At 32.5% G+C, this 12,463-nt stretch carries 13 protein-coding genes; 3 read left to right on the top strand and 10 right to left on the bottom strand.

The genetic code is table 11. The features are described 5' to 3' along the window. Nucleotides 1-69 precede the first annotated feature (69 nt). The 9 genes from H9L18_RS06950 to H9L18_RS06910 all read right to left on the bottom strand — a co-directional run bounded on the left by H9L18_RS06950 (nt 70) and on the right by H9L18_RS06910 (nt 8,881). On the bottom strand, nt 70-1,770 hold the full coding sequence (locus H9L18_RS06950; protein WP_126791522.1) for a proline--tRNA ligase: 1,701 nt from the start codon (nt 1,768-1,770) through the stop codon (nt 70-72). A 28-nt stretch (nt 1,771-1,798) separates the two neighbouring features. Further along, the gene (gene rseP / locus H9L18_RS06945; protein ID WP_126791949.1) at nt 1,799-3,076 is read right to left on the bottom strand and encodes an RIP metalloprotease RseP; all 1,278 of its coding nucleotides are present in this window, start codon (nt 3,074-3,076) and stop codon (nt 1,799-1,801) included. A gap of 31 nt (nt 3,077-3,107) precedes the next feature. Then, nucleotides 3,108-3,896 (bottom strand): phosphatidate cytidylyltransferase, encoded by a 789-nt coding sequence (locus H9L18_RS06940; RefSeq protein WP_126791524.1) that lies wholly within the window; start codon nt 3,894-3,896, stop codon nt 3,108-3,110. 2 nt (nt 3,897-3,898) lie between these two features. Then, entirely contained in the window at nt 3,899-4,696 is a 798-nt protein-coding gene (uppS, locus tag H9L18_RS06935; protein WP_126791526.1) for an undecaprenyl pyrophosphate synthase, read from the bottom strand. Between the two features lie 206 nt (nt 4,697-4,902). Continuing rightward, nucleotides 4,903-5,460, bottom strand: coding sequence for a ribosome recycling factor (gene frr, locus H9L18_RS06930; protein WP_126791528.1), 558 nt, complete (start codon nt 5,458-5,460; stop codon nt 4,903-4,905). A 1-nt stretch (nt 5,461) separates the two neighbouring features. Further along, entirely contained in the window at nt 5,462-6,184 is a 723-nt protein-coding gene (gene pyrH / locus H9L18_RS06925) for a UMP kinase (RefSeq protein ID WP_126791530.1), read from the bottom strand. A 132-nt stretch (nt 6,185-6,316) separates the two neighbouring features. Then, on the bottom strand, nt 6,317-7,195 hold the full coding sequence (gene tsf / locus H9L18_RS06920; protein ID WP_126791533.1) for a translation elongation factor Ts: 879 nt from the start codon (nt 7,193-7,195) through the stop codon (nt 6,317-6,319). 116 nt (nt 7,196-7,311) lie between these two features. Continuing rightward, nucleotides 7,312-8,094 carry a 30S ribosomal protein S2 gene (gene rpsB, locus H9L18_RS06915; protein ID WP_126791535.1) on the bottom strand — a complete coding sequence of 261 codons (783 nt, stop codon included), beginning with the start codon at nt 8,092-8,094 and terminating at the stop codon, nt 7,312-7,314. 223 nt (nt 8,095-8,317) lie between these two features. Next, the gene (locus tag H9L18_RS06910) at nt 8,318-8,881 is read right to left on the bottom strand and encodes a methyltransferase family protein (protein ID WP_185847395.1); all 564 of its coding nucleotides are present in this window, start codon (nt 8,879-8,881) and stop codon (nt 8,318-8,320) included. Between the two features lie 170 nt (nt 8,882-9,051). On the opposite strand from H9L18_RS06910, the gene H9L18_RS06905 reads away from it, so the two are divergent. Both H9L18_RS06905 and H9L18_RS06900 read left to right on the top strand, forming a co-directional pair. After that, the gene (locus H9L18_RS06905; RefSeq protein WP_185847396.1) at nt 9,052-9,675 is read left to right on the top strand and encodes a histidine phosphatase family protein; all 624 of its coding nucleotides are present in this window, start codon (nt 9,052-9,054) and stop codon (nt 9,673-9,675) included. A 148-nt stretch (nt 9,676-9,823) separates the two neighbouring features. Next, complete coding sequence (locus H9L18_RS06900) at nt 9,824-10,303, top strand: DUF308 domain-containing protein (protein WP_187559366.1); 480 nt, start codon at nt 9,824-9,826, stop codon at nt 10,301-10,303. Between the two features lie 22 nt (nt 10,304-10,325). Here the strand turns inward: H9L18_RS06900 and H9L18_RS06895 are convergent, their stop codons facing one another. Next, a complete protein-coding gene (locus tag H9L18_RS06895) occupies nt 10,326-11,684 on the bottom strand; it encodes a hypothetical protein (RefSeq protein ID WP_126791543.1) in 1,359 nt (452 codons plus the stop codon). 148 nt (nt 11,685-11,832) lie between these two features. Here H9L18_RS06895 and H9L18_RS06890 point away from each other — a divergent pair, with 148 nt between their 5' ends. Then, nucleotides 11,833-12,459 carry an MBL fold metallo-hydrolase gene (locus tag H9L18_RS06890; RefSeq protein ID WP_281391408.1) on the top strand — a complete coding sequence of 209 codons (627 nt, stop codon included), beginning with the start codon at nt 11,833-11,835 and terminating at the stop codon, nt 12,457-12,459. Nucleotides 12,460-12,463: the final 4 nt, after the last annotated feature.

Raw genomic sequence — 12,463 nt, 5'->3', positions numbered from 1 at the left:
TCACTTTCTACACCATTTTACATTAAAAAGGGCCTTAGCACAAAACTTCGTGCTAAGAATCCCTTGTCATTATTTATTCAAAATATTTAACGTTTCAAATAACTCTTCACGTCTAATTTCAAGCATTTCATCTGTACGTTTGATTTTAACTTCAACAATACCTTCTTCTGCTTTTTTACCAACTGTAATTCTAAATGGTGCGCCTACTAAGTCAGCATCTTTAAATTTAACACCAGGACGTTCTTTTCGATCATCTAATAAACAATCTAAACCGCGACTTTCCATTTCTTTTTCAATATCAATCGCTAAATTCCATTGTGTTTCATCTTTTGGATTGATTGGAATAATATGAACATCAAATGGCGCAATGCCTTTTGGCCAATTGATGCCATCTTCATCAGCGTTTTGTTCAGCGATAGCTGCTAATAATCGACTTACACCAATTCCGTAACTTCCCATTTGAACTGGAATTTCACGTCCGTTTTCATCTAAAACATTAGCATCCATTTTTTCACTATAGAATGTTCCTAGTTTAAAGATATGACCTAACTCAATTCCTTTAGCAAATTTTAGAGCTCCTTGTCCATCTGGTGATGGTTCTCCTTCTTTTACTAAAATAAAGTCTTGGTAAGTTTCCGGTTCAAAATCACGACCAGGTGTTACGTTAATATAATGGTAACCAGTCTCGTTTGCACCTACACCACTATTAGTAACATCTTCAACATGTCTATCAGCCAATAGTCTTACTTTTTCTGAAAGGCCAATTGGTCCTAATGAGCCAAAGTTAGCTCCTAAATATTTAACTGAATCTTCTTCAGTTGCTGGTTCTAAGAAATCAACATTTAGGAAGTTCTTCAATTTAATATCATTTAATTCATGGTCACCACGAACTAGTACCATAACAGGTTCATCATCAGCAATATAGAATAATGATTTAATTGTCTTAGTAGCATCGATATCTAAGAAATCACATAACTCTTGGATAGTTCCAATGTTTGGTGTTTCAATTTTTTCAACTTCTAACAAAGGTTCATGAGATTTTTTAGCTGTATATAAGCTAGTTGCCATCTCTAAGTTAGCAGAATAGTCACTGCTATCTGAATAAACGATTGTGTCTTCTCCAATTTCTGACACAGCCATGAATTCTTTTGAATCATTACTTCCCATAGCTCCGCCATCACCGATAATAATTCTAAAGTCTAATCCACAACGTTCAAATATATTCGTATACGCACGTTCAAAATCTCTAAAACCATCATCCAAACTTTCCTTAGTTGAATGGAAAGAATAAGCATCTTTCATAATAAATTCTCTACCTCTTAAAAGACCAAAACGAGGACGTTTTTCATCTCTATATTTAGGTTGAATTTGATACAAGTACATTGGTAATTTTTTATATGAACTAATCTCATTTCTAATTAAATCAGTAAATGTTTCCTCATGAGTTGGACCTAGAATAAAATCTTTTCCATTTGAATCTTGTAATTTCATTAGAGCATCGCCGTAAGTTGAATAACGACCTGATTCTTTCCAAAAATCCGCTGGAATAACAGCTGGTAACAGCATTTCATTGGCATCAATTGCTTCAAATTCCTCACGCATAATCGCTTCTAATTTTTTTAAAACACGATAAGCTAGTGGTAAGTAGCTATAGTAACCACTTGATACCTGACGAATATATCCACCTCTTAACAACATTTTATGACTGATTACTTCTGCATCACTTGGTACCTCACGTAAAGTTGGCATAAAAAATTTCGATTGTTTCATTTAAAAAACTCCTTTTTAAAAACTTTTTTTATTGAATAAAGAATCTTTGAATATCATTCCATGTAACAGCAACCATTAATAATAGTAAGATACCAATTCCTACCATTGTAATCATTACTTCTTTTTCTTGGCTTAGTGGTTTACCACGAACACCTTCAAATAGGTTTAGGGCTAACTTTCCACCATCAAGTCCAGGAATTGGAACTAAGTTCATGATTCCTAAGTTAACAGATAACATAGCTGTAAATGAAATAATTGAAGCAAGTCCACTATTTGAAACAGCTTCTGATGCTTTAAAGATCATTACAGGTCCACCTAATTTGTTTAAACTAAAATCTGTTACTAAATTTCCTAATGCTTTAAATATTAGTAACGAATCACTGAATGTTTTCATCATACCATACTTAAATTTTCCAACAAAGCTTAGCTCTTTGAATTCACTATCTGGAGCGATACCAATCATTCCTTGTTTGGTTTCATCACTTTTATATGGTTTGACTGTTAGTTTTTTTTCTTTTCCTTTTTCGCTTTTAACAACTAATTTTACTTCTTTTCCTGCATTTGGGCCGATTTCTTCGGACAATGCTTGGAAAGTCTCTGTTTTCTTTCCATTAACTTCCAAAATTCTGTCCCCTGGTTTAATACCTGCCTTAGCTGCAACACTGTCCTCCATAACCCCACCAACAAGATTTGATTTATCTGGTTCATAGATTCCACCTACCATAAAAGCAAATATAGTAAATAGTATGAAAGACAAAATAAAATTATTCATAGGTCCAGCAAAGTTCGTCATCATTCGACGTCCTAAAGAAGCAGACTGAAATTGTACATCTCTTGGTGCTATTTGTGTCTCAATTCCATCCTCTTCAATAATTGTTGCATCATGAGAAACAGCAAATCGTTTTTCTTGCGATTCGTCACCATTTTCATAACCTAAAATAAACAATTCATCTTCTAAATCATAAGAAATAAGTTCTACTGGAATACTATTTGGTAGTTGAACCTTTTTATTAGGATTAATTTTAACAACATTTTCGTTATCATCAAGCACTAAAGATAATGGCATACCTGGGGCTAATTCAATATCATCATCCCCATCTCCAGCCATTCGTACATAACCTCCAATTGGAAGCATTCGAATCGTATAAGTCGTCCCATCTTTTCGGTGATGAAACAGCTTCGGACCCATTCCAATAGCAAATTCTCTAACCAAAATGCCACCGCGTTTTGCAAAATAAAAATGACCAAATTCATGAACTAAAACAATTAAACCAAATACAAATATAAATGTTACGATTGTTCCTATCATATGAAATTCCTTTCCTTACCAAACCAGATTAAAACAAACCTACTAAGTGCATTAACGGAAATACAAATAACAAACTATCAAAACGATCTAAAATCCCGCCATGCCCTGGTAATATTTTTCCTGAGTCTTTAACGCCGTAATGACGTTTATAAGCAGACTGAACCAAATCTCCCATTTGCCCCGCAATAGAAAAAATAGCCGTCAGAATAAGCATAACTCCTATATTATAAGGTAAAGGCCAGAATACCATATAAATACCTGCCACGACAACTGCAGAAAGTACTCCACCTATAGCTCCTTCTATTGTTTTATTCGGTGATACGTGTGGAGCTAATTTGTTTTTGCCAAACTTCATTCCACAAAAATAAGCACCTATATCTGTTGACCAAACAACTAACAATGCAAACATCAGCACTTTAAAACCAGCTTCTCTCGCTGAAACAAAATTTTGAAAGCCAATACCAACATATAAACTAACTAACACTGGAAAAGCAACATCATCAAATGTATATGTATTTTTCGAAAACACGGGTACTACTAACATAATCATAACAATGGAATAATATAAGGTAACATCATCAATGTTGGAAGGTAAAAATTTAAACCATGTTGCGATTGGTAAAACTAATAAAACTACTGCTATGATTGTTAGGATTCCTTCGAAACTCTTAATTTCTAATCCTTTCATATTAAATAGTTCATAAACACCAATAGCTGCCAAAACTGCTGCTAATGCGTGCAGTGGCATACCGCCTAAAATAATTAAGGGTATAAAAAATATCAATGCGACAACTGCTGTAATAATGCGTTGTTTCATTTTTAAGCATCTCCTTCTGTTGTTTCTTTTAATCCACCAAAACGTCGACTTCTTAACTGATAAGAGCCGATTGCTTCTTCTAAATGATAAGTTGTAAAATCAGGCCAAAACATATCAGTAAAGAATAGCTCACTATAAGCTATTTGCCATAATAGAAAATTACTAATTCTTTCTTCTCCACTTGTTCTGATTAAAAGATCTGGATCTTGTAATTCTTTTCCTAAGCTAGCAGTCATTAAATAACTAGAAAATTGTTCTTCATCAACTTCTTCTGTTATTTTCCCTTCCTTAGCTAAATCAACAATTTCATTAACTGCTGTTAACATTTCTGCACGACTACCATAATTCAAAGCAAAATTTAAAATCATACCAGTATTATCTTTTGTTTGTTCAATGGCATTTTCAACAGCCTCTTGTGTATGAGCTGGTAAATACTCTTTGTATCCCATAACATTCACTTTCACATTTTCTTTAATCAACTCAGGAACAAAGACATCAAAAAAGTCTACAGGCAGCTTCATTAAAAAGTTCACTTCGTCTGTCGGTCTTTTCCAATTTTCAGTTGAAAAAGCATAAAGAGTTAACACTTTAACACCTAATTGACTAGCATGTTTTGTAATCGTCTTAACATTATTCATGCCTTCTTTATGACCAGCTATACGTGGCAACATTCTTTTTTGAGCCCAACGTCCATTTCCATCCATAATAATTGCTATATGACTAGGAATTGGTTTTTCTGGATCAAATGAATCAGCTATGTTTGTTTCTGGTTTACTATTCTTCTTAAATATTTTTAACATATAAAAGCCCCCTAAAAAGACTTGAGTTACTTAAACTACCTTTTCTATTGTAGCAAAACCTTATTAAAAAGCCCACATAAAAAGAAAATTATGACACAATTTAATAAAAACATAACTCTAAATAATAAAAATCGTGGAAAATTAAGCTAATCTCTTATTAGTTGACACTAATAAGGATTACGATAACATTCCACGACTTTGATTATCTAAACTTCTAAAAGTTCCTCTTCTTTTTGAGCAACAATATTATCAATATTTTTTGTGCTACCATCTGTAATGTTTTGTACATCTTTTTCTAGAGTATGTAACTCATCTTCTGTGATGTCTTTTGATTTTTCAAGTTTTTTCAATTCATCTAAAGCGTCACGACGAATGTTTCTAATAGCCACTTTAGCATTTTCACCATATTTGCTTACTTCTTTAGCTAATTCTTTACGACGTTCTTCTGTTAATTGAGGAATAACCAAACGAATTACTGATCCATCATTCGTTGGGCTAATTCCGATATCACTTGCCATCAACGCTTTTTCAATATTTTCTAAAGCTGTTTTATCAAATGGTGTGATCATTAAAATACGTGCTTCTGGAATTGAAATTCCTGCAATTTGATTCAATGGTGTTTGAGCACCATAATAATCCACAGTAATTCTATCTAAAAGACTAGCATTAGCACGTCCTGCTCTGATTTGACCAAGTTCACGTTGTAAACTCTCTTCAGATTTTGTCATTTTTTGTTTTGCATCATTCAATACTTCTTTATGCATGTTATTTCCCCCTCACTGTTGTTCCGATTTGTTCTCCTAAACAAACTCGTTTTATATTTCCTGGTTCGTTGATATTAAACACAACTAATGGAATATCATTATCCATGCTTAAGCTACTTGCTGTTGAGTCCATAACTGATAAACCTTTTGAGATAACATCTAAATGTGTCAACTCTTCAAATTTAGTTGCTGATGCATCTAATTTTGGATCTGCTGAGTAAACTCCATCTACGTTATTTTTAGCCATTAAAATAACATCTGCTTCAATTTCAACTGCTCTTAAAGCTGCTGTTGTATCAGTCGTGAAATAAGGATTACCTGTTCCACCAGCAAAGATAACAACACGTCCTTTTTCTAAGTGACGAACAGCGCGACGTCTAATATAAGGCTCTGCAATTTGTCTCATTTCAATTGATGTCTGAACTCTTGTTGGAACACCTTGATTTTCTAACGTATCTTGCAATGCAAGTCCGTTCATTACTGTCGCAAGCATTCCCATATAATCAGCTTGAGCTCTTTCCATGCCCATTTCAGCGCCAATGTTTCCACGCCAAATATTACCACCGCCAACAACAATAGCGACTTCTACGCCTAAGCTATGAACTTCTTTAATTTCTTTAATTAGTTCGTTTACTACTGGCGGGTTAATTCCGAAGCCTTTTTCTCCTGCAAGAGCTTCTCCACTCACCTTAAGTAATATTCTGCGGTATTTTGGTTCTGTCATAATAATTCCCTCCGTTTAATATCCATACCTCAATTTTATCATAACTAAAACGAATTATTAATACGTTTTTGTCTAAAAAAAGGGAGCGCATATATCATTATTAATAATAGATGCGTTCCCAATCAATTACTGTTATTTCATTTGGCTTGCAACTTCAGCAGCGAAATCTTCTTCACGTTTTTCGATTCCTTCGCCAACTTCAAAACGGATGAATCCTTTAACAGTTCCACCTTTTGAAGCTACAAATTTTTCAACAGTCATGTCTGGATCTTTAACGAATGGTTGATCTACTAAACATACTTCTGCTAAGAATTTGTTCATACGACCAATAACCATTTTTTCAACAATGTTAGCTGGTTTACCTTCATTTAATGCTTGTTCAGTTAAAACTTTTTTCTCATGTTCTAACTCTTCAGCTGATACTTGGTCTTTTGTTACATAACGAGGGTTGATAGCTGCAACGTGCATAGCAACGTCTTTAGCCGCATCTTCGTCAGTAGTTCCTTCTAAAGTAACAAGAACTGCGATTTTACCACCCATATGTAAGTATCCACCAAATGCACCATTGTCATCTTTTTCGACAATTTCAAAACGGCGGAAGCTAATTTTTTCACCGATAACTGTTTGAGCTTCGATTAAATCTGTTTCGATTGTTCCTTTTTCAGTTTTAATTGCTAAAGCTTCTTCCATGCTAGCTGGTTTGTTAGCAGCGATTAATTCTGCAACTTCTTTAACTAGGTTTTGGAATAATTCATTTTTAGCAACGAAATCTGTTTCAGAGTTAATTTCTACGATTGCAGCTGTGTTTCCAGAAACAGCAACGTTTGCTAATCCTTCTGCAGCAATACGATCATTTTTCTTACCAGCTTTAGCCATTCCTTTTTCTCTTAATAAGTCAATAGCTTTTTCTAATTCTCCCTCAACTTCAACTAATGCACGTTTAGCATCCATCATACCAACACCAGTTAAGTCGCGTAATTCTTTAACCATTGCAGCTGTAATTTTAGACATTTAGATTTCCTCCAGTTTGTTTTTAAGTTAACTAAAAACTGCCCTAAGCAAACAGAACATAGGCTACTTTGTTCACCTTGACTCCGCAGCCTAAGACAGCCAATTATAATTGATTATTAAGCGTTATTTCCTTCAACAGCTTCAACGATTTCTTCGATTGAAGGTGCTTGTTCGCTAGTTTCTTCTGAAGCGAAGCTTTCTTCTGTTACTTCATCTTCACCTTGACGGCCTTCGATAAATGCATCAGCCATTTTAGCTGAGATTAATTTTACGGCGCGGATAGCGTCATCGTTAGATGGGATAACTACATCGATCTCATCTGGATCACAGTTAGTATCAACCATAGCTACGATAGGAATGTTTAATTTATGAGCTTCTTGAACAGCAATGCGTTCTTTACGAGGGTCAACGATAAACATAACATCAGGAATTCTAGGCATATCAGCGATACCGCCTAAGAATTTTTCTAAACGTTCACGTTCTTTGTTTAAACCAGCAACTTCTTTTTTAGGAAGTAATTCGAATGTTCCTTCTTCTTCCATTTTGTTGATGTGTTTTAAACGAGCGATACGTTTTTGAATTGTATCCCAGTTAGTTAAAGTTCCACCTAACCATCTGTGGTTTACATAGTATTGACCAGAGCGGATAGCTTCATCTTTAATAGCTTCTTGAGCTTGTTTTTTAGTACCTACGAATAAAGCAACTCCGCCTTCTTCAGCGATGTTTCTCATGTAGTTATATGCATCGTCTACTAAACGTACTGTTTTTTGTAGGTCGATGATATAGATACCATTTCTTTCTGTGAAGATATATTTCTTCATTTTAGGGTTCCAGCGACGTGTTTGGTGACCAAAATGTACACCGGCTTCTAGCAATTGTTTCATTGAAATTACTGCCATTTTTGTTTCCTCCAATTGGTTTTTATTTTTCCCTCTCAAACTGTATCATCTCTTAATAGAACTAAATAAATTTAGCACCACTATTAAAATCACAGCTGATGTGGATTTAGCTAAGTGTCAACATTACTGTTTACACTCAACCTTTAACATTATACAATAGGTAAATTTGGAATGCAACATAAAATCACACGAAGCTATCTTTTATACAAAAAGATGCTAACTTTCAAATATATCTTCGAACTTTTCTTTTATAAACTACATATGATTCTCCAAAGACATCAATCAAATACTTCTCTTCCTCTAAAATCTGTAAATGCAAACAAATGACAGTAATTAAAGAACTACCAAATAACACAATATTAGGTAACATTAACACTACTCCAAGATAGAATAAATCAAAGCCAACAAAAGCAGGATTTCTACTATATTGATAAATACCCGTTGTAATTAAATCAGTTGTTTGATCTTTGTCAATTCCAGCACGCCAACTTTCTTTCATATGCGTCGTCGCAAGAAAAAATATTAAAACTCCACTTAAAGTCACCAAAATTCCAGTACCTTTTAAAATAGATAAATTTGATACTTGTCCCATAAAGTCAAACTTAAAAAGGCTCAAATATTGAAATAAAGCAGTTAAATAAGTAAATGCTAATAAAAAACGTTCTAGCTTGACGACATTTTTCGGTTTATTACCTTTAGCTAATCTGTTAGTATCTACGTTTTTCTTTTTTAAGCTAATCTGTTTAAAAAAATAAATAGCGTAGAATGAAGTAATCAAATAAATCATCATTAATCTCCTTTTACACATGAATATAAAATCATATGTAATTTTACCATGTCTACGATTCAATTTAAATCTTTTTATACATGGTGTTTCTTCATTATCCTTTTTGCATTAAAATTTATTTCTTCTATAATAGAACTATCAACTCATTTAAAGAAGGAGCTAATTACTTTATGACAACATTTTATTGTGTGAGACACGGAAAAACAGAATTTAATCAACATAAAATTTTTCAAGGTGGCTTAGTAGATTCTCCTCTTCTACCTGAAGGAATTGAAAATGCTAAAAAAGTTGGCCTTTACTTAGAAGATATTTCTTTTCAACATGCTTTTAGTAGTCCACAGAAAAGAGCACAAGATACTGCCTTAATTTTATTATCCCAGCATCCTTCAGCTATCGAATTACAAACAATTAATGATTTAAGAGAAATGGAATTTGGTAGTTGGGACGGTTTACCAGAAAAGGATTTTTATCATTTAAAAGAATTTCAACATCTTGTAGAATCTCCGCACCTCTATGATCCTAATTCTTTTGACGGTGAATCATTTCAAAGTGTTATTGACCGAAGTTTAAATGTGTTCAATCATTTAACTAAACAATACCCTAATGACACTATATTAATCGTTTCTCACGGATTAACGCTCCAAACCATTTTAAAACACTTAGATGGTTCTCCTATTTCTGACATCAGAAAAGGACGATTACTAGACAATACAAGTATTACAACTGTTGAAAGTAATCCTGAAACACTTTCCTATAAAATTTTAAATTGGAATGACACTAGCTATTTAGATTAATTTTTATGGTTTCAATCATTCTTTTTTCATGTTAGAATAGCTAAGTTCGATTTAAATAAGGAGTGAGTAGTTTTATGCCTGAAAAGGTTAAATCAGTTGTCTATTTCTTAGATAACCATGAGTGGATTAATACAATTATGGGGCACTCATGTTAGTGACTGGCATTGGCTTGTTTATCAATTATTCAGCAAGTATAAATCAACTAATGATTATTATTGGATTATTTTCAATCTTAAAAGGATTTTTAAATTTCAATAATTTCTTTATTGTTGATTCTAGATTAAGACACTACAAGCACAAAAATATTTTTATTACGGGAGCTATTTTAAATATCATCATAGGAGTTATTTTAATATTAAATATTTACACAAGTTCATTATTTTTAATCACATTAACTTCTGTTTGGATGATTTTGGATTCAATTCCCTATATTTTTTATGTTGTAACAAGAAGATTAGGTACGCAGTACAAACATAATCCTTTCTTCTTAACTTATGGTCTTATTATCTTATGTGCCATCCTAAATTTTGCAACCTATTACACTCACATTTGGGGTCCTGCGATAACATTAGGTATGTTTCTAATTATCGCCACTGTAAATATTTTTCTTTTTCTTAAAGAACATTAAAAAAAACACTTTAGACGTTATTCTAAAGTGTTTTTTTTCTTTGGTATTGTTTTTCTAAAATGGAAATAAACAGGACAAAAAATGTAACAAGAATCCATTTAGTAACATCCAATGTAAAAAAAGCTGATTTATCGACTTGTTTATAGCTATACGACATGAATATTTCATCAACTGTTACGGTTTTGAATGCAACAGTTACTAAATAAATGATTAACATCATTATTATTTGATGGAAGATACTTCCTAAATTATTTAAACGAAACTTAGCCATTAATCTAAAATCCTTTGGCAACTCAGCGTTCAAATAAACATATTGATTTAATTGCTGATTAAGCTGCGAACTAAACAGGCTAATAAGAAAAACACCAAGATAATAACTAGTAGGCCACAATACTAAAATCAGACCACTAATAACTCCCCATTTTATTATTTTGATTTGACTTGGTTCAGTATATTTTTTAGACAACATTTTTTTTATTATTGGTGAAATGATTATAGCGAGTAAATACAAACTATAAATGACATAAAGAGATTTACCGCCCACTCTGATTAACTGATTAAATGTTGTAAAAACTAAAATAAAATTAGTTAGCATCCCTTTAAAAATTATGGTTTGAGTAAGAAATGGCGATAATCTTCTCTCTGGTTTTATTTTCATAAGATAAACAAGGTAAATTATTACCATTACTACTAAAAATAAAAAGAAAACTGGTAAAAGATTGGCAACCCCTAATTTTTTTTCACCTTTTATAATAAATATTGAAAAAAATCCAACTGAAAATAGGAACAAAGATTCAATCACTGGGTAATTTGGGTATTCTATCTCTTCTTCTATTTCATAATGAGGATAGACTGAAACAATGATTAAAAGTAACATTAAGTTTAAACCTAAAAAAGCAAAAGTTAAGGGAATTGAATAATTAATCAAGTGAAAAAGAATCACTGAAAAAATAAGAGCAAATCCAATCGAATAAAATTGATCATTTTTACTAGTCCCAAAATTATTCATTGTTTTTTCATGTAGCTGAACCGTGAGAAAACTTGGATACAATAGACCCGAACAAATGCCTAGCATTGCACCAGCTATCAGTCCAAAATAAAAATTTCCTTCATAAAAAATACCTAGAAACGAACCAATTATTCCAATTAGGATAGAGAGTTGAAGCAGACGGCTTGCTCTAATCGGTTTTATTCTCACTAAAAAAAGAATCGTTGTTTTAAAACTATAGTAAAGAATCAAAGGTAACACATAATGACTGATATCACGATGTGTTAAAAATAAATGAGCAAATATTAGAATAGGGAATAAGTTCATCCCATTAGTTAAGACAAAAGGAATAAATTGAAGAGATAATAACATTCTCTTATTACGTTTATTCATAAAACACCTCTAGTACAGATAAATTTTTCACTACTTCTATTATACTTCTTTTAAATAATTTTTAAAGCTAACTTCTTTTAAACGGGATAAGAGATATTTTAATACGTTTACGCTATAATAGAATCATTACCAAGGAGGTTTTTTTATGATTCAAGTTAAACAAATAATTACAGGACCTATCGAAGAAAATTGTTATTTAATTTATAATGATCAACATATTCTTATTGTTGACCCAGGCAACGATGCTGAAACTATCAAAAAAGAAATCGAAAGTTTATCATTAAACGTTGCTGCGATTTTAATTACTCACGCTCACTATGATCATATTGGAGCTCTTGAAGAAATCAGAGAATTCTATCATGTTCCTGTTTATATCAGTCCCATCGAACAAAGCTGGCTATCTGATCCAGAATTAAACCTATCTGGCTTAATGAGACATGATGACATTCCTGATGTTCGTTGTCAACCAGCAGAATTTGAATTTGAAAACTATCAATCTTACACTTTAGGTGATATGACTTTTAAAGTTGTCCCAACTCCAGGGCATTCTCCAGGTAGCCTTAGCTTTATTTTTGATGATTTTGTGATTACAGGAGATGCACTATTCAGCGGAAGTATTGGAAGAACCGATTTACCATTTGGTAGTAGTGAAGACTTATTAAATGCTGTTAAAAATGAATTATTCACTTTACCTGATGAATTCAGAGCTTATCCTGGCCACAGAGAACCTACCACAATTGGAAAAGAAAAAAGAACAAATCCTTTTTTTAACTAACTAA

The organism is Vagococcus carniphilus, assembly GCF_014397115.1.
GTDB lineage: Bacteria > Bacillota > Bacilli > Lactobacillales > Vagococcaceae > Vagococcus > Vagococcus carniphilus.
Note: the sequence above shows the minus strand (reverse complement) of the source record. Positions and strands in the feature narration are given on the sequence as shown.

Bases quoted from the DNA above. Each gene is read 5' to 3' on its own strand.
- H9L18_RS06950 (WP_126791522.1), bottom strand. From the start codon at position 1,770: ATGAAACAATCGAAATTTTTTATGCCAACTTTACGTGAGGTACCAAGT.
- H9L18_RS06940 (WP_126791524.1), bottom strand. From the start codon at position 3,896: ATGAAACAACGCATTATTACAGCAGTTGTCGCATTGATATTTTTTATA.
- uppS (WP_126791526.1), bottom strand. From the start codon at position 4,696: ATGTTAAAAATATTTAAGAAGAATAGTAAACCAGAAACAAACATAGCT.
- frr (WP_126791528.1), bottom strand. From the start codon at position 5,460: ATGCATAAAGAAGTATTGAATGATGCAAAACAAAAAATGACAAAATCT.
- pyrH (WP_126791530.1), bottom strand. From the start codon at position 6,184: ATGACAGAACCAAAATACCGCAGAATATTACTTAAGGTGAGTGGAGAA.
- tsf (WP_126791533.1), bottom strand. From the start codon at position 7,195: ATGTCTAAAATTACAGCTGCAATGGTTAAAGAATTACGCGACTTAACT.
- rpsB (WP_126791535.1), bottom strand. From the start codon at position 8,094: ATGGCAGTAATTTCAATGAAACAATTGCTAGAAGCCGGTGTACATTTT.
- H9L18_RS06910 (WP_185847395.1), bottom strand. From the start codon at position 8,881: ATGATTTATTTGATTACTTCATTCTACGCTATTTATTTTTTTAAACAG.
- H9L18_RS06905 (WP_185847396.1), top strand. From the start codon at position 9,052: ATGACAACATTTTATTGTGTGAGACACGGAAAAACAGAATTTAATCAA.
- H9L18_RS06900 (WP_187559366.1), top strand. From the start codon at position 9,824: ATGTTAGTGACTGGCATTGGCTTGTTTATCAATTATTCAGCAAGTATA.
- H9L18_RS06895 (WP_126791543.1), bottom strand. From the start codon at position 11,684: ATGAATAAACGTAATAAGAGAATGTTATTATCTCTTCAATTTATTCCT.